Genomic DNA, 22,807 nt, shown 5'->3' on the forward strand with positions numbered 1-22,807 from the left:
GTGCTGTATGCAAGATTCCATTACTGCATTATTTGAAGAACAAGTGGAACTTCATCCTGATGCCATTGCATTGGTATACAAAGATGCAAGCCTTACCTACAAGGAGCTTAACAGCAGAGCGAATCGATTGGCGCATTATTTAAAATCGTGCGGGGTTGGAGCAGAGAGCCGAGTTGGCTTGTACATGGATCGATCGTTTGAAATGATCATCAGTATGGTCGCTATTTTAAAGGCAGGCGGGGCCTATGTCCCGCTTGACCCTGCCTACCCTGAGCAACGGTTGCTTTATATGCTGCAAGATGCAAGCATTTCGATTGTGCTGACACAAGAAAGCTTGGTGCCCAGACTGCCAGATGGATTGAAAATCGTTTGTCCCGATCTGGACGCTAGCAAGATCAACAAGGAATCAGATGCGAATGTAGGCGAGAGTGCGACTTCGGAAAGACTTGCCTATTTGATGTATACGTCCGGTTCGACAGGAAATCCCAAAGGGGTACTTATCCCTCAACGAGGGGTGATCCGACTTACGAAGCATGCCTCTTATGTATCGCTCACACCGGATGAAACCATGCTGCAACTCGCGTCGATCTCATTTGATGCGGCGACCTTTGAAATATGGGGGAGCTTGCTAAATGGCGCGAAATTGGTGATTTATCCATATCACGGTCTGTCTCTGGACGAGCTGGGGCAAGTGCTGCTTGATGAAAAAATCAGCACGTTATGGCTAACCGCAGGCGTCTTTCATCAAATGATCGATTACCGGATCGAAGATTTAAGAGGGGTGCGTCAATTGTTGACGGGCGGCGACATCGTGTCCGCCAAGCATGCCCAACGAGCCTTAGACATGTTACCAGATACACTTGTGATTAATGGATATGGCCCGACAGAAAACACGACATTTACTTGCTTTTATCACATAAAACAGAAGAGCGAGATTCAACATTCCGTTCCGATCGGTCGACCAATCAATGATACCGAGGTCTTTATCCTAAACGATAAGCAAAAGCTCGTTCCTGTTGGTCTTGTGGGCGAATTATATGTGGGGGGAAAGGGACTCGCTTTCGGATACTGGAATCGACCGGAGTTGAATCAAGAGAAATTTATTCCGCATCCCTTTCAGACAGATCCTGAAGCGAGATTGTACAGAACAGGCGATTTGGTGAAATTTGTGCCGGGGCGAGGAATCGAATTTATCGGGCGAAAAGATAATCAAGTGAAAATAAGAGGGAACCGGATCGAGCTCGGTGAGATCATAGCTGTTCTCAATCAGTATGAGAGCGTTAGGGAAGCCGTCGTCCTTGTACATGAATATGGATCCGATGATAAACGCCTGATTGCTTATATCGCGGGAGACGGGGATGTCGATGAATGGAAGCGATATGCGAATGAACAATTGCCGCCTTTTATGGTCCCTTCCTATTTTGTGAAAATGGACGCTTTCCCGCTCACAGCTAACGGGAAAGTAGACCGTCAAGCATTGCCGTTGCCAGAAATGCGCACGATGAAGGATGAATTTGTTGCACCACGTACGGATACAGAGAATAGGATCGCAGAGATTTGGCATGAAATTTTAAAGGTGGAGCGTCTTAGCATCCATGACTCCTTCTTCGATTTGGGCGGACACTCGCTGCTTGCGACGCAGGTCATATCCCGCTTGCAGGATGCCTTTCATCTGTCTATCCCGTTGCGCATCCTGTTTGAATGCCCGACGATCGCAAGCCTAGATGCCAAAATTATGGAGCTTGGCCGGGATGGCAAAAGAGAACGGACACCAGCTATTACGAGAGCCTCTCATCGAGACAAGCTGCCGTTATCGCATGCCCAGCAGCGTCTATGGTTTTTACATCAATTGGAGCCGGAGAGTACGGCCTATAACGTTCCTCACATGTGGCGTTTAACAGGGCAGTGGAATGTGCGTGCACTGGAAACGGGCTGGAATGCACTCCTTCAACGCCATGACATCTTGCGCACTGTGTTTTCGAATGAAGGGGGCCAACCTTTCCAGGTCATTGAACCCTATATGTATCAAACGTTACCAGTGATCGATCTACGCGATCGACCTGCTGCCGAAAAAGTAGAGCAAATCCACGACTATATCGAACAGGAAGCAGACAAAAGGTTTGATCTACAGCGAGGACCTTTGATTCAAGTCAAATTAATCGTCGTTGAAGAGGATCAGTTCCTTTTGCTGTGCACGATGCATCATGGCATTACTGATGGATGGTCAGAGGATATCTTATTGGAAGAATGGCTGTCCTTTTATGAGGAAGTAGAAAGTGGAACTCGTGCGGAGCTGCCAGAATTGCCGATTCAATACGCTGATTTCTCGGTATGGCAGCGCGATTGGCTGACGGATGAGGTGATGGGCCAACAACTCGACTATTGGAAAGCGGAGTTGTCCGGAGAGCTTCCTGTCTTGCAATTGCCGATCGATCGACCAAGACCAAGCATTCAAACCTATGCCGGAAGTATGCATAAAATTGTACTAGCATCCGAATTGCTTGAGAAGTTGAAAGCGCTCAGTCGGCAAGAGAATACCACCTTATTTATGACTCTGATGGCTGCTTACCAAGGCTTTTTATCCAGATATACCAGACAAAACGATATTTTAGTGGGCAGCCCCATTGCGAACCGTAATGTAAAGGAAATCGAAGGATTAATTGGCTTTTTCGTCAATACGCTCGTCTACCGGGCGAACCTCCAAGACAATCCTACGTTTAAGCAATTGCTTGCCCAAGTAAAAGAAAAAGCTCTACAGGCACAGGAGTACCAAGATGTTCCGTTTGAAAAAATCGTCGAGATGTTGCAATTGGAGCGCAATACAAGCTACTCCCCGGTATTTCAGACGGTGTTCACATGGGCTGAAATGGAAGCAGATGTCTATCGCACGTCCAGTGGACAATTAGAGAAAATGCCAGTTCAGATCAATGTGGCAAAATTTGATCTTCAGTTATCTATGGGTGAGTCCGAAGACGGCCTTGTGATGAACATGATCTACAACACGGATTTATTTGATCCATCCACGATTGAAAAAATGACAGACAGCTTCGCGTATTGGTTACAAGAACTTGTAAATGCACCGGATATGCCGATTGCTTTGCTGGAATTGTTAACCGAGGAAGAACGTCACAAACTCTTACTCGAATGGAATCACACTAGCAGTGGCTTTGGAAAAAATGATGGGGCTACTGTCTCCATGCAAGATTCCATCTCCACATTATTTGAAGAACAAGTGGAGCTTCATCCTGACGCCACTGCATTAGCATACAAAGGCACTAGCCTGTCCTATAGAGAGCTAAATAGCAGAGCAAATCAATTGGCGCATTATTTAAGAAAGTGCGGAGTAGGAGCAGAGAGCCGAGTTGGCTTGTACATGGGTCGCTCGTTTGAAATGATCATCAGTATGATTGCTATTTTAAAGGCAGGCGGTGCCTATGTTCCGCTTGACCCTGCCTACCCTGAGCAACGATTGCTTTATATGCTGCATGATGCAAGCATTTCAATTGTACTGACACAAGAAAGCTTGATGTCCAGACTGCCGGACGGATTGAAAATCGTTTGTCCCGATCTAGACGCTAGCGAGATCAACAAGGAATCAGATGCGAATGTAGGCGAGAATATGAATTCGGAGAGCCTTGCCTATTTGATGTATACGTCCGGTTCGACAGGAAATCCCAAAGGGGTACTCATCCCTCATCGAGGGGTGATCCGACTTACGAAGCAAGTCTCTTATGTATCACTCACACCGGATGAAACCATGCTGCAACTCGCGTCGATCTCATTTGATGCGGCGACCTTCGAAATATGGGGGAGCTTGCTAAATGGCGCGAAATTGGTGATTTATCCATTTCACGGTCTGTCTCTTGAAGAGTTGGGACAGGTGTTGCGTGACGAGAAAATCAGCACGCTATGGCTAACCGCAGGTGTTTTTCATCAAATGATCGATTACCGGATCGAAGATTTAAAAGGGGTGCGTCAATTACTGGCTGGCGGCGACATCGTGTCCGCCAAGCATGCGCAACGTGCCTTGGATATATTACCAGATACATTGGTGATTAACGGGTATGGCCCGACAGAAAACACGACATTTACTTGCTATTATCCTATAAAAAATAAGAGCGCAATCCAGCACTCCGTTCCAATCGGTCGACCGATCGATGATACAGAGGTGTATATCTTAAGCGAAATGTTAAAGGTAGTTCCTGACGGTCTCGTGGGGGAATTGTATGTGGGAGGCAAGGGACTAGCTTTCGGATACTGGAATCGACCGGAGATGAACCAAGAGAAATTTATTCCGCATCCATTTCATTCAGACCCTGAAGCGAGATTATACAGGACGGGCGATCTGGTGAAATATGTGCCGGGGCGAGGAATCGAATTTATCGGTCGAAAAGATAATCAAGTGAAAATAAGAGGGAACCGGATCGAGCTTGGTGAGATTGTAGCAGTCCTCAACCAGCATGAGAGCGTAAGAGATGCCGTCGTCCTTGTACACGAATATGGAGCGGATGATAAACGTCTGATTGCTTATATCGCGGGAGACGGAGATGTCGATGAATGGAGACGATATGCGAGTGAACAATTGCCGTCTTTCATGGTCCCTTCCTATTTTGTGAAAATGGACGTTTTCCCACTGACAGCTAACGGGAAGGTGGACCGTCAAGCATTGCCGCTACCAGAAATGCGCACGATGAAGGATGAATTTGTCGCACCACGCACGGATACAGAGAATCGGATCGCATCGATTTGGCGTGAAGTTTTAAAAACAGAAACGGAACGATTGAGTATCCACGATTCCTTTTTCGAGTTGGGTGGTCACTCGTTGCTTGCGACGCAGGTCATTTCCCGCTTGCAGGAAGCTTTCCAACTGTCTATCCCGTTGCGCATCCTGTTTGAATGCCCGACGATCGCAAGCCTAGATGCCAAAATCATGGATCTGGGCCGGGATGGAAAAAGAGAACAGACACCAGCTATTGCGAAAGCCTCGCATCTAGAAAAGCTGCCGTTATCGCATGCCCAGCAGCGTCTATGGTTTTTACATCAATTAGAGCCGGAGAGTACAGCGTACAACGTTCCATACATGTGGCGCTTAACAGGGCAGTGGAATGTGCAGGCGCTGGAAACGGGATGGAATGCACTTCTGCAACGCCATGACATCTTGCGCACTGTGTTTTCGAATGAAGGAGGTCAGCCTTACCAGGTCATTGAACCCCATGTGTATCGAATGTTGCCGGTGATTGATCTACGCGATCGATCTGCCGCCGAAAAAGAAGAGCAAATCCACGATACTATCATGCAGGAAGCAGACAGAAGGTTTGATCTACAGCGGGGACTTTTAATTCAAGCCAAGCTAATCGTCGCTGAAGAGGATGAGTTCCTTTTGCTGTGCACGATACATCACGTCATTACGGATGGCTGGTCAGAGGATATCTTATTGGAAGAATGGCTGGCCCTGTACGAGGAAGCAGAGAGTGGGGTACGTGCGGAGCTGGCAGAATTGCCAATTCAATACGCTGATTTCGCCGTATGGCAGCGCGAATGGCTGACGGATGAAGTGATAGGCAAACAACTGGACTATTGGAAAGCCGAGTTGTCCGGGGAGCTTCCTGTCTTGCAATTACCAATCGATCGACCAAGACCAAACATCCAAACTTATGCCGGAAATATGCATAAGATGGTGCTGGCAACTGAACTGCTTGAGAAGCTGAAAGCACTCAGTCGGCAAGAGAATACGACCTTATTCATGACTCTGATGGCCGCTTACCAAGGCTTTTTATCCAGATATACCGGACAGACAGATATTTTGGTGGGCAGCCCCATAGCGAACCGAAATGTAAAGGAAATCGAAGGATTGATTGGCTTTTTCGTCAATACGCTCGTCTACCGGGCGAACCTCCAAGACAATCCAACGTTCAAGCAATTGCTTGCCCAAGTAAAAGAAAAAGCTCTACAGGCACAGGAGTACCAGGATGTTCCGTTTGAAAAAATCGTAGAAATGCTGCAACTGGAACGCAATACTAGCTACTCCCCGGTATTTCAGACGGTGTTCACATGGGCAGAAATGAAAGCGGATGTCTATCGCACGTCTAGTGGGCAATTAGAAAAAATGCCGGTCCAGATCAATGTGGCGAAATTTGATCTTCAGTTATCCATGGGTGAGTCTGAGGCCGGTCTCGAGATGAACATGATCTACAACACGGATCTATTTGATCCATCCACGATTGAAAAAATGACAGAGCACTTCGCGAATTGGTTGCAAGAGCTGGTGAACGCACCGGACGTGTCGATGGCCTTGTTAGAATTGTTGAGCGAGAAAGAACGTCACAAAATCCTCGTGGAGTGGAATGATACAGCAGTCGCCATTCCGGAGAATACATGTTTGCATGATTTGTTCATCGAACAAGCAAAAAAGACACCGGAACTCATCGCAGCTGAATATGGTAGTGAAAAAATGACCTATCAAGAACTGGATAGACGTTCTAACCAGTTGGCGCACTACCTGATTATGCTGGGGGTTGGACCCAATACGCCTGTCGGGATATGTATGAATCGCTCCATTGAGCTTGTCATCTCGATTCTCGGCATCGTAAAGGCTGGCGGAGTATTTCTCCCCTTGGATACTGAAATGCCGCAAGCGAGGATGACGAAACTGTTGGAAAGCTCCAAAACCAACATTTGTATATCTGAGCTGGAGTTCATGAACCTGTTTGGACAAGCCACCCATGTTAGATGTATAGATTCCCAAGCGGAAAAAGAAAAAATAGCAAGCATGCCGGAGGGATTGCCGGAGCAAACCGTAAAACCGACAGATTTGGTTTCGATTTATTACACGTCAGGATCGACGGGAAATCCGAAAGGCGTTGAAAACCACCATTATGGTTGGGTAAATCGCATGTTATGGATGCAGCGACAACATGGCTTGGAACAGGGCGAGTCTGTTCTGCAAAAAACCACATTAACATTTGATGATGCAGCTGTTGAGTTTTTTTGGCCATTGTCTGTTGGGGGACGGATATCACTATTGGAACCATGGCTGCATCGGGACCCTGAGGCGATTATCCAGGCTGCTATTCACTATCAGGTAGCGTGCATTCAATTTGTACCGAGCATGCTCAATATGTTTGTGGACGCCCTTACTCCAGAGGATGCATCCAAATTGCACAAATTAAAAAATGTCATCTCCAGTGGTGAGGCGCTATTACCCGAAACAGTAGGCAAGTTCTTTAAAAAGCTAAATGCCAAACTCCATAATACGTGGGGGGCCACAGAAGTATCGATCGATTCCACCCTTTACACATGCTCGCCAATGGACGTGTTGGAAAAGGATTGTGTGAGTGTAGGCAAGCCGATTGATAACAACAGAGTCTATGTTCTTGACCAAAATATGAAGGCTGTCCCAATTGGCGTCATTGGCGACCTTTATATTGGTGGCCTTGGATTGGCCAGAGGCTATCTGCATAATAGCGAGAAAACTCAAGAAGTATTTATGGAGAATCCGTTTGTACCAGGAGAAAGAATATATCGAACCGGAGACAAGGGGTACTTCCTGCCTTCGGGCAACATTAAATTCGTAGGCAGAAAAGATAATCAAATCAAGATTAGGGGCATGCGGGTTGAATTGGGTGAAATCGAATCCACATTAAGTAGGCATCCGTCTGTTCGTGAAGTAGCCGTTATTTCTGTTAAAAACGACAGGTCAGCTACCGAATTGGCTGCTTATATCGTAGGGGACGGGGATGTAAACGAATGGCGGGCATTCCTGAAGGAGCATTTGCCTGCTTATATGATTCCAACTTATTTCATGAAGTTGGACAGCATTCCTAAAACTACGAGTGGAAAAATTGACCGAAATAGACTGAAATTGCCGGATGTGAAACCAAGCGATTTCTCGATCATTGAGCCGCGCACGATACCTGAGGAACTTATACACTCCATCTGGTGCGATATATTACAGGTAGATCAGATTTCGATCAAGGACTCATTCTTTGATAGAGGTGGACATTCCTTATTGGCTACGCAAGTCATTTCCCGCATGCGAACCGTTTTTGGGATGGACATACCTTTGCGCACGATATTTGAGTTTCCAACCATTGAAACGATTGCCGCTCGTATATCTGAGATCAAGCAAGGCAGTGAAACGAGTACCCGCATCCTTGAAGTATCGCGAGTAGAAAATCAGACAGATGTCTCCTTGTTCGAAGTATCCCACGGGCAAAGAAGACAATGGTTCCATGCAAAATTCAGTGACCAAGAAGCAGTAGGAGGGGTTTACCTCTTTGAAGTAGCTGGTCCCGTTGACAGTCATTCTATGCACAGGTCTATGGGCCTCATGTTTGAACGTCACAGAATCATGCGCACGACGATTATAGAAAACGAAGGGCAATTGTATCAAAAAGTGCATGACGACCTTGAGGTGGAGAATGCGTTTGTAGATTTGTCTTCATTATCTGTGACGGAAGGCGAGCAGCGTATCAAAATGGATTTGCAATCTGCTCTGTACAAGCCATTTGATTTTTCGCGAGAGTCTTTCTTCCGGATGACTTTGTACCGAGTCACACCAACGAAGCATTTCCTCATCTTGAGTGCTCATCATATTGGATTTGATGGCTGGTCGTTAGATGTGTTTATGAATGATCTCGCGGGCATTTATCAACAAGTAGAGAGTGGTGTGCAAAAGGAGTTTTCCAAACCATTGGATTATATGGATTACACCCTGTGGCAGCAAGCACGATTGCAAAATGGAGAACTGAACCGACAACGGGACTATTGGTTAAAACAGCTGCAACAAAATGTAGATGCGCCGTTCATACCGCGAGAGACACATTCACTCACTCACGGCAACCGAATTTCAAACGTGGCATCGCTACCCATTGAGCAAGTGACGGGACAATCGCTTTTAGAATTGACTCGAATGGCTGGTGGTACCGTCTATACGAGCTTGTTGACGGCGATCAACATTTGGTTGTCACTCCTCACAGATCAACCCATCATTACTGTCGGATCGACTTTATCTGGTCGTACCCAGACGGACCTTGAAGGAATTATTGGTCCGCTAATCAATCCGGTCGCCATGCGTACAGACTTGTCTGGCAACCCGACCATACTGGAAATGATGAACAGAACCAGAGAAACCGCATATGGAGCGTACGAGAATCAAGAGTATCCGTACAATTTGGTCGTAGAGGATCAACAAGCTGCCACAGGAGATAAGAAGAGTTTGTATTCCATTGTTTTTATTGGACAACACGTATCGAACAATCAGCCTGAATTAGATGAAATTACCTTTACGGAATGTCCGTTACGTCGTTTTCTGGATGAAACGATTATCAAAACATATGAAGGCAGTCACTTCGTTCAAGATGATCAATTGGATATGATGCTATTTTTGTCCACGCGTCGTGACCAACTGATGTTAACGGCACATTACAACACGGAAGCATTCAGCGAGAATGCCATGGATACGTTACTGGATCAGCTAAAGCATGTCATCTGCCAAATGATTCACAATCCAATGCAGCGCTTGTCTCAAATAAACTTGGTTGAAGAATATGATTTCAATGAACTGTTCAGCTAACTAGTTTATGACTGTTGGGGCATGCTGGTGAGAGCAGCATGCCCAACCATTACGCAGTTGCGTTTCGGGGAGACTACGAATGATGGATAAAACTTTTATCAAAACCATCCCTCTGTCTGAGGCTCAAAAAGATTACTATCTACACTATTTGGTCTATCCAATGAGTCCCTATTATCAGGAGCAGTATCTGTTCCGATTCGAAAGTAGATTGGATGTATCGGTTACGATCCGTGCTCTTTGCGAGATCGTGAAACGCCACGAAATCTATCGATCCATTTTTGTTTTGGAAGACGAGCCCATCCAAAAAGTATATAGCGAGTCCGTAGTGGATTTTGAACATGTGTCTTCCGCTACCTGGGACGACACGATGATTAGAGAATATTTTAACCAAGAGTTCAGCAAGCCTTTTACGCTGGAAGAGGGGCCGTTATTCAGTTGCAGATTGCTGGATTATAAAGATAGCGGCAGTATTTTAAGTTTCAAGTATCACCATATCTGCTTTGATGGGTGGAGTGTCTCGCTCACGCTCGATGAATTTACGATGATCTACCAGCTACTGATAACCGGCAATGATCACGAGTTGCAACCTCAAATACACCAGTACGCAGACTTTGTGGAGTGGGAACAGAATTACATAGCCAGCCAAGAAGGCGAAGCTGCGAGAGCTTTTTGGAAAAAGAAATTGGGCGGAAATCTTGAGAGGTTAGAAGTACCGGCAGATAAAAAACGTCCGAGTACCCCTTCGTTTAAAGGGGGGATATCATTCTTTACGTTTACCCGCGAACTCCGGGATGAGTTGATTGCTTATCATAAACATAACAAATATCCTACGGATGTCATTTATTTATCCCTTTTTAGTGCTTTTCTTTATCGGATAGCTGGGCAAGACGACATCATTGTTGGCGTACCAAGATACGGCAGGCCAAAAAGAGAGTTTCATACGATCATGGGGCCGTGTATGGTGATGCTTCCCCTGCGAATCAAAATTCCAAAAAACAGCTCGCTACGTGAATTGGCAGAGCTGATTCATGAAGAATTGTCTTTATGTTCACAGTATCAAAACTATCCAATCTCTTTGATTACAGCTGAATTGCAATATGAGCGCGATAAAAAATATGCTTCCTTTTTTTCAACGGCTTTCGTCCATCAAAAAGCGATTAAGCAGGATGCAGCCATTATGCTGGGCAATGCGCAAAATACTTTTGATAGCAATGGTCTTACCGTAAGCACCTATCCGATTGGCAAAGATGTATCCCAGTATGATTTATGTTTGGTCGTTGAAAAGGACAACCATCATGACGTATTGGCAGGATTCGAATACAATTCGGATATTTTGGATGAAGAAACCATTGCGAAATGGGTTGTCGACTTTGAACGCACCAGTCTTTATCTTTTGAAAAATGATCGCGAAAGCATCCCTGTATATGCAGGTCAGTCCAACGATTGGATGAAAAGTCTTACCAATTTACCTTCCCTCAAGATATTGCCGGAGGACGTCACCACGCTCTCTACCGACTCAATAAAGTTCGAGCAAGAGACGTTTGAATGGGCATGCTTGCAGGAGAATGGGATATCTCAACTAGTTGAAGTTTGGGATACCTCTTCCTATGCGATATTCATGACCGCATTTCTCGTACTTTTGTATGCAGAAACCGAGAAGGAGGATTTGGCTTTGGCATTTCGTGCGGGGTGGGACGAGAGCGAGGATGTCCCAAGCGCCTTGCTTTTACGAGCTGATCTGTCAGGCAATCCGCTACTTGGCGATTTGGTTTTGCAAGTACAAAGCAAGTTAAAAGAAGCCCATTATCATCAAGTGTCCTTTCCTAAACCTCACGAGCCCCAACTCTTATTTGAAATGAGTGAGAACGATCCCTCCACGATTGATTTTCAATTCCGCATCCATGAATCTAACGACAACATAAATGGCGCCATTACCTATCATGCGAATGTATTCAAGAGGGAGACTGTGCAACGGATCTGCACCCAATATGAATACTTGTTGGAAAGTGTGACAGCCGAGCCGCATCAAAGAATCCGCGAGATAGTCAGTCATCTGAACAGCCAATTTCTGACCAGTGATGATTTTGAACAATTATTTCTGTAGCGAAAGAGGTGCACTGGCTTGAAGCATTTAACAAAAGAGAACGTACTGGAAGTCATAGAGCTTTCCATGGTGCAAAAGCAATTATTACGTCCTGACAAGATGACAACCATGCGCTATCTCATCGAGCACCGTCTCGAACTGGAACGCGTTCAAGAAACGTGGAAGGAATTGGTCAGCCAGACGCCAGTGATGCGAACGGTTTTCCGCCAGCTCAAAAATAAACATGTACAAGTCGTATTGAAGGAGCTACCCATTCCCATCGACTGGCACGATGTACGGGAATTATCTCCTGAACAGCAAGAGCAAGTGTATCTCTCTACGCTTACATCCCATCAGGAGTCCATTGCGTATGAGGAGGGGCCATTAATCCGGGTATCGATTTTGCAGATGGACGCTAATCAATCCGTCCTCATCTGGACCCATCATGCATTATGTATGGACGATGCCAGTCGCGAGCTTCTTGTAGCGGAATGGCTGAAACGGGTACGGGGTACGCAACCATCTGTTGACCAGAGGGCCTCATTCAAAGAGTACGTTGCTTGGGAGTCAAGCCAAGATGGCTCCAGAGTCAAAAGCTTTTGGACAGATCAATTCCAAGGCTATGAAAGCGAGACTGTGTTTTATCCGGTACAGGGGGCACAGAAGGAAGCAAGTCATCCGCTCAGTTGCAACGCTGTTCTTACCGAAGTGTTAACCACGTCCATCAAAAGGATGGCATTCGAGCAACGTGTATCCATAGAGGCAATCCTTCAGGCTGCTTGGTTCTTGCTGGAGAATATGTACAGTGGCGAGGACAAACTGGTTCTAGGTGTTACCGTCTCTGGCAGACCCGAAACATGGAAAGAGGCGAATACCATTATTGGGCCATTGGCTCACAGCTTACCTGTCTTCCTGACAGTGCATGCGAATCAAAAAGTGGGTGATGTCGTAAAGGAAGTTCAGGAAAGCTGGGAACAACTGCAGCAACATGAAATGGCCACACTAGATATGGTCCGTAACTATGCAGGTGTCCGAGAAGCTGATCCTATATTTGGAACGACACTGACGATACGGAATGGTGCAGAAGATCATCAGGAATCTGCCATGCTTTATCGCGGCGGCCTCCATACAGTGGAGATAGTCGTAACGGTTGGGCAGCTCATGAAGATTCAAATATTCCATGAGAATGCGTCCTCCAAGAGCGATCTGGAACGTCTCCAGTCCCATTACATTCATATGCTCGAGCAGATTTGCTCAGAGGCAGACAGGAACATCAGTGAACTGAACATCGTGACGGATGAAGAACAAGAGATCATGACGAAGGTGATGGGGAATTTTGCGAAGTCGAATCGCAGCATGGAGCAATTTGCCCAGCAAATCATAGAAGAGCAGGTCAAGCGCAATCCTGACGCTATTGCTGCTATCTATCGGAAGCAATCCATCACCTACCGGGAATTGAATGAGGATTCGAACCGATTGGCGCATTGGTTGCGAAGACAAGGATTTGGCCGAAATGATCTTGCTTGCCTATTTGCAGAGAGAAGCATCGACATGCTGATTGGCATTCTGGCTGTGCTAAAAGCAGGAGGGGCCTATGTTCCGCTTGATACGGCCCATCCCGATCAACGTCTCCTGACGATTCTTGATAACAGCAAGGCGAAGGTCTTACTGACCGAGGCGCGTTTCCAAGCGCGCAGCATGACCTTGGCAGACAGATTGGAACACAAGCCGGTCGTGTTTTGCCTGAACAAGGGGGACGGGTCAAGCCCGGACATTTCTTCTTTGCAAGCGTTGGATACATCGAATCCAGAGATCATCCAAGCACATGATGATTTGGCAAACGTCTTTTTTACCTCAGGCTCCACTGGTATGCCAAAAGGGGCAATGATCGAGCATAGTGGCATGCTGAATCATCTTTACGCCAAAATGGATGTCCTTGGACTGAATGAAGACAGCATTGTAGTCCAGAATGCTTCCCATTGCTTTGATATATCGGTGTGGCAATTCCTGGCTCCCTTGATGGCAGGGGGGAAGCTTGTGATTTACGACAACGAGACGGCTACTGATCCGGATGCATTGCTCCAAGCCTTGAATCGAGATGGTGTCACAGTGATTCAGATGGTGCCGGCGATGATTGAAGCTTTGCACAATGCTGCACTGACTCTTCCACCGGAACAGCATGCTTTGCCTCAATTGCAATACATGATTTCTACCGGAGAGGGATTGCCAGTTACCCTGTGCAAAAAGTGGCAAGACCTGTATCCCGATGTGATCGTAGTGAACACGTATGGAGCTACGGAGTGCTCAGATGATACGATGCATGAAATCATTGATCGTTCGTATGCGCATGATGATTATCCTTATGTGGCCTTGGGAAGCTCGATCGCCAATATGAAGCACTATGTGCTGGACAAATGGATGCGTCCCGTTCCGGTTGGTTGTGTCGGAGAAATCTACATTTCTGGCACTGGAGTAGGGCGCGGGTATCTCCATGATGCTGAACGCACAGAGCTAGCCTTTTCAGAAAATCCATTTTTGCAGGGTAGAACAGTACGGTTGTATAAAACAGGAGATTTGGGACGTTATTTGCCAAATGGGAGACTCCTATTTGTTACGCGTGCTGATTTTCAGGTAAAAGTACGCGGACATCGTATAGAGCTCGGCGAGATAGAAAACGCCCTTTTACGTCACACGCTGGTGAGACAGTGTGTAGCGATTGCACGAGAAGATGAAAATGGACAGAACCGAATGGTTTGCTATGTGGTCATGCATGAACAGCAGAGTGAACCTGAGCTGCAAGCCTATCTCAGAACGATCTTGCCGGAGTATATGATTCCGGAGCGAATCGTCATTCTGGATGCAATGCCACTGAATCGCAACGGAAAAGTAGACAAAAAAGCATTGCCAGAGACAGATGTGGTTCAAAAGAAGCTAGAAGCATTCGTCGCTCCGCGCAATGATTTGGAACGAAGCTTGGCAGCTATCTGGCGTACCGTGCTAAACATAGAGGACATCGGGATCGACGATGACTTTTTCCAGCTTGGCGGGCACTCCATGAAAACCATTCAGGTTCGCTTGCGCATGAAAAGAGAGCTGGGCATAGAAGTTACCATCAAGGACTTATTCGAGCATCGAACCATTCGAGCGTTATCCTCCCTGTTTCATACCGAGGAAGCGCTGTCCACAGGAGAGTTCCATACACAACATGATCGATCAACGATTCCAAAGGCAGAAGAGCAAGCGTATTACCCGGTGTCACATGCGCAGAGGAGACTGTTTTTCATTCAGCAGCTAGAGCCTGAGAACACCGCTTATAATATGCCGACGATCTACCATATCACGGGACCGTTGAAGGAGCGTATTCTGCATCAGGCATTCGGGTTGCTGGTGAAAAGACATGAAGTGTTGCGAACAAAATTTTTGTTAAGAGACGGACGCCCCGTTCAACAGGTGCTGCCGAGCAATGACTTCACCTATGCATTTGTCGATCTTTCCAAGGAGTCAGAAGCGTCGAAGCAAGAAGCGATTGATCTGGTAATCCAAAAAGAGACGGAAACCAGCTTTGATTTTGACAGGGATACATTGTTTCGTGTGAAGTTATGCAAGGCTGCGGAAGAAAAATATGTGTTGCTAATGAACATGCATCACATGATCAGTGATCAATGGTCATGGGGGATATTGATGAAGGATTTGGGCACCATCTACGAATCCTTGCATCAAGGGATAGAGCCAGCATTGCCGGAATTGAACATCCAGTATAAGGATTACGCAGTCTGGCAAAATCATTCGATTCATCATGGAGAGCTGGGGGAATCAGAAGCGTATTGGCTGAAGACATTCGAAAAAGAGATTCCCGTATTGGACTTGCCGACAGATTTTCAGCGCCAGCCTGTACAAACGTATTTTTCGGCAATGGAATCTTATCGGATTCCGGAAAAAACGTTTAGCCGGATGCAAGAAATTGCTCAGCAGCATGATGCATCCATGTTTATGGTGATTTTATCAACGATAGGCATTTGGCTGTCCAAGCTGACCAATCAACAGGATATCATCATCGGAACTCCGGAGGCTGGCCGGAATCACATGGATATTGAACAGGTCATTGGATTTTTTATTAACACACTCCCGTTGAGACTGGAAGTCAATCAGGAGCATACCTTCATCGAGGCGTTGCACGATTGGCGCCAGCAAGCCCTGGAGTCTTACATGCATCATGAGTATCCATTCGATAAATTGGTCGAAAAAATTAACCCGGAAAGAGATGTAAGCCGCAATCCTATTTTTTCTTTTATGTTCCAATATATTGAAAAAACGGAAGAAGAAAATAAAATAAATGGTTTGGAAATGACAGCTGTTGAATCCTATAATTCCATGACGAATTTCGATTTATCGCTCGTATGCATGGATCTAGAAAATGGAGCGGGTTTGACTGTCGAATATCGCACGGATTTATTTAAGCCAGAAACGGTTCAACGGATGCTCCGATACTTGGGCAACATCATCGAACAGGTAGCCAACCAATCAGATATTCATTTCAAGCATATCGAATTATTGTCAGTGGAAGAAAAACAGGCAATGATCTCTGCCTATAAGGAAGTTTCTTTTACCAATGGGGATGAGCATAAAACGATCATCGAATTATTCGAGGAGCAAACGGAGAGAAACCCGGATCGAATTGCTCTCGCTTTTGAAGAGCAAGAACTGTCTTATTCAGAACTAAATAAACGGGTGAATCAGCTGGCGCGGACATTGGTAGCTGAGGGCGTCCGTGCGAATCAATTGGTGGGGATCATCGCGGAACGGTCCATAGAGATGATAGTTGGCGTATTGGCGATTGTGAAAGCGGGTGGAGCCTACGTCCCTATTGACCCTGATTATCCAGAAGAGCGCATACGGTACATGCTGGAACATTCGGGAGCAGAAGTTTTGTTGCTGCATCATTCGGTACGCAATAAAGTGAAGTCTGACAAAAAAATGATCATGCTTGATGACGTTGAGTCCTATCATCAGGAGAACACGAATCTGGGGTTACCTGTTCAGTTTGATCAACTTGCTTATGTGATTTATACATCAGGCACTACGGGAACGCCAAAGGGAGTCATGATTGAACACCGACAGCTTCATTCGCTTGCGCAGGCATGGAAACAAGAATACAAGCTGGATGAATTCCCCGTCAGGAGTTTGCAATGGGCAAGTTTTTCTTTTGATGTGTTTACTGGGGATTATATGAGATGTCTGTTAAACGGTGGGAAACTGGTTATTTGTCCAAAAGATGCGAGAGTGGATTTGGAGCGTCTTTACCACCTGATGGAAAAGTATGAAATTAATCTGTTTGAATCGACTCCCGTCCTGGTGCTTCCTTTCATGGACTATCTCTATGAAAATGGGCTCAACATAGACTTCATGAAAATATTGATTCTTGGCTCGGATCAATGCCCGTTACATGCCTTTCACAAGCTTGTGGATCGCTACGGAAGCTCAATGAGAATCTTAAACAGCTATGGAGTGACGGAGGCTACCGTTGATTCCTCCTATTATGAAAGAGATAAACAGCAAGATTACAAATTTTTGCCGATTGGAAAACCTTTGCCAGGGGTGAAGATGTATATTCTGGACGCCAATCTTCATGTGCAGCCTGTGGGTGTCCCAGGAGAACTGTATATTGGGGGCCTAGGAGTAGGAAAAGGATATTTCAAGCGGCCAGATTTGACGAATGAAAAATTCGTTCCCAATCCGTTTTGTATCGATGAAAACATGTATAAGACAGGGGATATGGCTCGATGGCTCCCCAGCGGAGATATTGAATTTTTAAGGCGATTGGATAATCAGGTGAAAATACGTGGAAATCGTATCGAATTGGAAGAAATCGAAGCGGAATTACGAAAAATGGGCGATATTCGCGACGCGGTCGTTATCGCAAGAGCGGATGAATCCGGTCAAAAAAGGCTGGTTGCATTCTATGTAGCTGCAAAAGCTGTGGAATCGAATGTATTGAGAGAGTCGTTGCGAAAATCGTTACCAGCATTTATGGTTCCATCCCATTTTGTTCAGCTCGATGAAATACCAGTAACACCGAATGGAAAGATTGATCGAAAAGCGCTAGTGGATATCAACATCGTCTTGCAGAGTGAAATGGAATATGTGGAGCCCAAAACGGACACCGAGAAGATATTGGTGACTGTGTGGCAAGATGTTTTGCATGAAAAAAAGATTGGGACTTTGGATCATTTCTTTGAACTTGGTGGCGACTCTATCAAATCCATTCAAGTATCCTCGCAATTAGCGGCTTTGGGATACAAGATGGAAATTCGGGATCTTTTCAAATATCCAACGATCGCAGAACTGAGTACAAAACTGAAACCTATGAATAGGAAAATTGACCAGAAGGATATTGAGGGCGTTGTACCGCTGACCCCGATTCAGCATTGGTTGATTCAGGAACACAGTCAGCATCTCCATCACTATAACCAATCTTTTGTGTTGTACCGCAAAGAGCGGTTTGACGAGGGGATAGTTCGCAAAGTAATAGATAAGCTCGTACAGCACCATGATGCGCTGCGAATGATTTTTCGCGAGACCAATATCGGCTATGAAGCCTATAATCGAGGCGTCAACACTAGCGACATGTATCGTCTGGAGATTTGGGACTATCAAAACAAGAATGGGTCTGAGATCGAACAAGCGATGGACTTGAAATGCAGTGAAATTCAATCGAGGCTAAACATTTTTGATGGCCCATTAATGAGGCTAGGGTTATTCCAATGCTCGGATGGCGATCACTTGCTTATTGCTGTTCACCATTTAGTCGTTGACGGGGTATCATGGCGCATTTTAATCGATGATTTCAAAACAGCTTATGGGCAGCTCCTCCGTAACGAAGAGATTCGTTTGCCTTTAAAAAGTGATTCCTTCCAATTATGGGCGCAACAATTGAACGAGTATGCCAATAGCGAAAGACTCGAACAAGAGCGTGAATATTGGAATCGAATCGAGGAGAGGGACACCCAAACGTTGCCAACGGATTACGATGAGCAAAAACCGCTTCGGAAAACAACCAGGACGAAAACGGTCACGATGGATCAGCAGCAAACCGAGGAATTGCTAAAACAAGCCAATCGTGCCTATCAGACGGAAATCGATGAGCTTTTGTTGGCTGCTATTGGAATGGCCTTCAAAAAATGGGCAAATATCGATCATATCACCTTGAATATGGAAGGGCATGGCAGGGAATCGATTCTACCAGATCTGAACATTAACCGCACAGTGGGATGGTTCACGAGTGAATATCCAGTAATGGTAGACGTCGGGAACGAAGTGAATCCGTCAGCTATCCTTCCTAAAATCAAAAAAGATGTACGACGAATACCGCATAAAGGGATTCACTACGGTGTATTGAAATATTTGTCTGCAATATCGCCAAACACCACCATGAATGTACAGCCTGAGGTCAGTTTTAATTATTTGGGACAATTTGATATGGATCGAAAAGAAAAGGATGACGACATTCAATTGTCCGCATTCTCAGGCGGAGAATCAATGAGTCTGGAGCAGACCCGAGAATGCAAGATTGATATTGAGTGCGTGGTGTTGAATGGAAGCTTTCACTTTATGGTCGCTTACAGCGAGGCACAGTATAAAACGGAAACCATCGAACGACTTACTACATGCCTCCAGGATAGTCTAAGGGAAGTTATCCAACACTGCATGATGAAATCGCGCAACAGTCCTGACCACGAAATCGCTGGAGAATGGGTAGATTTCGAGGCAGTGGTAGACGGATTTTTCGACGCTTCTACGATGAATGATATTCCTGGCGCAATTGCTGTGGTAGTCCAACACGGTGAAGTGAAAGTAAAGAAAGCTTACGGTTACGCCAATCTATCAGAGAAAGTGCCTATGAGTGCAGATGAAACGATAGTCAAGGTAGGTTCGATTTCCAAACTCGTAACAGTCGCTGCCATTATGAAGCTCGTGGAGCAAGGTCTGATTGGATGGAACGAGGATGTTCAGCAATACCTCGATATTGAAATACCGAGAAGTGTTGAAGGACCACTAACGGTAGAACATTTACTCAGCTACACAACAGGGTTTGACTCGCCAGACGCGGGAAATGATCAAAGCTATAATTTTGGCGGGCGTGACTCCCTAACGTTACGGGAGTATATTCATCGCTATATGCCAACCGTGATTTACAAACCTGGCGAACAATATGGGAATGAGAATTTTGCTTTTATGCTTGCGGGTTATCTTGTGGAAAGAGTTACGGGAGTTTCCTTTGATCGCTATGCAAGTGAGCATTTCTTTGCGCCTCTCGAAATGACAAACAGCAGTTTTCTACTACAACCAGAATTAGAGGCGAAAATGGCCACAGGCTATGATCTGGAAAATCAGGCCGTGCAAAAGTACGATTTCAGCCCTGCAATCTCACCAGACGGCAGCATGCTCTCCACGGGGCACGATATCGCAACATTCATGCTGGCTCTCTTACGTGGAGGCGTTGATGGCAAAGAAACAATTTTAGAGGCGGATTCGATAGACAAGATGTTCTCCAGTAAATCAGTCCCTTATCCAAAAGGAACATATACAGGGTATGGATTTACAGTAAAATTCCACCCAGAATACGTACATGAGAATGTTTTGGCGAAGGCAGGAGAGGTCATCGGCTTTAACTCATTTATGTGGTTCCTGCCAGAAAAACAAATGGGGGTCTTTGTTAGTACAAATAAAAGTCAATTCAACAAAATTGAATTTTTTGATTACTTCATGAAGTGCTATCGTCCTGCGGAAGCGATCATCATGTAAATCATGTGTTTCCCTGAAGTCAAGCTGTATAGGGGAATCAGCACCAAATCATATTCGTGTAAACGGGGGGCCACTATGAGCATGATAAAGACTAGTTCCATTAGTCGTTTTCCTAATACGAATGACGTAGGAATCGGTGTATCTGTTGGTACTTTTGGGGAACTTCTGCAGGGGATTCTAGAGGAAAATAATCTGGATTTTCTGGTGACTTTGCCTATCAAAAATGCATCTTACGCTACTTTTTATTCGATTCCAACCCTACAGGAGATCGTCATCGTGCCACGCTCCAAGCAAAAATCAAAAAGGTTGGTCGAAAAAATCATTCAGCACTATGGATTGCCTCCAGGTGGAATTTTAGAGATCAACTCTGAGCTTCCGGTTGGGAAAGGCTTGGCAAGCTCATCAGCAGATTTGGTGGCTGCCTCCAGAGCGGTTGGGGATTGTTTCCATATAAACATTGAGCCTTCCTTACTAGAGTGGTTTTTGTCGAGTATTGAGCCGACGGATGGCGTTATGTATGAGGGTTCTGTTTCTTACTACCATAAAGAAGTCAGATTACGAGAATACATCGGGGAACTGCCAGCATTATGCATTGTAAGTATTGATGAGGGAGGAACCATCGATACCGTTGAGTTCAATAAGCGAACAAAGCCCTATACCCAAGAAGAAAAGATGGAGTACAGCTTGTTGTTGCAAAAAATCACGAAAGCGATCAGAGAAAGAGATGTCCACACGATAGGTGCCGTGTCTTCCCGAAGTGCGATCTTGAATCAAAAAATTCTGCCCAAAAAATTATTGCCAGAAGTCATGGAGATCAACGAGAAAATTGGAGGATTAGGTACTGTTGTTGCACACAGTGGGACCAGCCTCGGTATTTTATTGTTGAAAGAAGAACCTGATTTCTATCAAAAGCTCGAACTGGGGTATAGATGGTTAAGTGAATTGAATAAAGAAGTGCATGTGTACCACACGTAGAGGAGCAGATCCAAGAGATGGCTTCTGGCATTCTCGGAAGTCATCTTTCCCCAAAAATTGATTCCGTTCGTATTGGGAGTGGATTATCGAGATGGAACAGCCAGTAAGCGTTAATGAAAAGGTATCTTTTCGGGCGTTGCTGAGCTTGAAAAGTTATCGCTATTTAATTTTTTCGCAATTTGTCTCGAATATGGGAGATGGAGTGTATCGCTTAGCGCTTATTTGGCTAATGAAGGTTTTGACGGAAAGTCCTTTGTTAATGTCGATTTTATTGGCAGCGGAGACCATTCCATTGATCATATTCGGATTGTTCGCGGGCGTTTTTGTTGATCGAGGAAATAAAAAGAGGATCATGGTCGTTTCGCATTTATTGAGAGCTGCGCTCATTTTATGCATCGTCCTGTTGTTCTTGTTTAACATGCTGCATCCTGCTGCACTGATCATCCTTGCCGTGTTGCTGACCACGGTCAGTGCCTTCTTCAGGCCAGCACTCACGGTAGCGATACGGACGCTGGTTCCCGAACAACATATGACGCAAGCCCAAAGTTTATCGCAGATGATTCAAACGATTGTCAGCTTGGCGGCTCCGGCATTGGCAGCGGGGTTGATCGTGTTTGGAATGGAATATGCTTTTATTTTGAATGTCGTCACCTATTTGTTAGGTGCACTGATTATTTTATGGATTAACGAGAGGGAGCTTGTCCTATCTACTGTCAGTGAGTTTACAGCAAGGATGATCATGACGGATTTGAAGGATGGAATCCATGCGATTACGAAGCATGATTTTTTGCGAAACTGCATGATTTATTTTACCATCCTCAATTTTTTGACGGCTCCAGAAGCGATTTTGCTGCCACTGGTCGTTACCAATGTTACCGAATTGGCCATGCTCGAGATCAGCTTTTTTATCGGGATTTTGCTTGGGTCTCTATGTATTAATTATTTGAATCGATATGATGCGATTATTTACATTTGCTGTGGCATTAGTCTGTTCAGTATCGGAATCGGAATGTTTGCGTTTGGCATTCCACTTGTTTGGCAAGTCATATGTGTATTCGTGAATGGGATAGGCTCGGCATTCGTCAATATCAAGATGAGTACGTTGATCACCTTGATGGTGCCTAAAGAAGTCTTGGGAAGAGCATCGAGCTTGATCAGTGTAATGGTTCAGTGCGCCATGCCAGTCTCCGTTTTCCTGGTAGGTCTGACTACAGGTCTTGTTTCCATATTTACGATATTTGGAATCATTGGCGGAGCGGGACTTCTCATTGTGGTTCTCATGTGGCTGAATCCACACTTGAGAATGAAAAAAGAACATCACTACGATTATGCGGAACAGAAATCAGGGGGTATCTCTCTTTAGTGTAACTCCT

General features: G+C 45.5%; 5 protein-coding genes. All 5 read left to right on the top strand.

Translation table 11 applies throughout. The features are described 5' to 3' along the window. The first annotated feature begins 7 nt into the window (after window positions 1-7). The 5 genes from ACM6JA_RS20095 (at window position 8) to ACM6JA_RS20115 (ending at window position 22,797) form a co-directional block, all read left to right on the top strand. Window positions 8-9,574, top strand: a complete 9,567-nt coding sequence (locus ACM6JA_RS20095) for an amino acid adenylation domain-containing protein (protein ID WP_414853745.1) — start codon at window positions 8-10, stop codon at window positions 9,572-9,574. 82 nt (window positions 9,575-9,656) lie between these two features. Continuing rightward, window positions 9,657-11,678: a condensation domain-containing protein gene (locus tag ACM6JA_RS20100; protein WP_414853746.1), complete on the top strand. Its 2,022-nt coding sequence runs from the start codon at window positions 9,657-9,659 to the stop codon at window positions 11,676-11,678. Window positions 11,679-11,696: 18 nt separating this feature from the next. Next, the gene (locus tag ACM6JA_RS20105) at window positions 11,697-20,459 is read left to right on the top strand and encodes an amino acid adenylation domain-containing protein (protein WP_414853747.1); all 8,763 of its coding nucleotides are present in this window, start codon (window positions 11,697-11,699) and stop codon (window positions 20,457-20,459) included. 75 nt (window positions 20,460-20,534) lie between these two features. Next, a complete protein-coding gene (locus ACM6JA_RS20110) occupies window positions 20,535-21,434 on the top strand; it encodes a kinase (protein ID WP_414853748.1) in 900 nt (299 codons plus the stop codon). Between the two features lie 91 nt (window positions 21,435-21,525). Continuing rightward, window positions 21,526-22,797, top strand: a complete 1,272-nt coding sequence (locus tag ACM6JA_RS20115) for an MFS transporter (RefSeq protein ID WP_414853749.1) — start codon at window positions 21,526-21,528, stop codon at window positions 22,795-22,797. Window positions 22,798-22,807 lie beyond the last annotated feature (10 nt).

This window comes from Brevibacillus sp. IT-7CA2, assembly GCF_949767855.1.
Taxonomy (GTDB): domain Bacteria; phylum Bacillota; class Bacilli; order Brevibacillales; family Brevibacillaceae; genus Brevibacillus.

Coding starts and splice junctions, on each gene's coding strand:
- ACM6JA_RS20110 (WP_414853748.1), top strand. CDS start 20,535: ATGAGCATGATAAAGACTAGTTCCATTAGTCGTTTTCCTAATACGAAT.
- ACM6JA_RS20095 (WP_414853745.1), top strand. CDS start 8: ATGCAAGATTCCATTACTGCATTATTTGAAGAACAAGTGGAACTTCAT.
- ACM6JA_RS20100 (WP_414853746.1), top strand. CDS start 9,657: ATGGATAAAACTTTTATCAAAACCATCCCTCTGTCTGAGGCTCAAAAA.
- ACM6JA_RS20115 (WP_414853749.1), top strand. CDS start 21,526: ATGGAACAGCCAGTAAGCGTTAATGAAAAGGTATCTTTTCGGGCGTTG.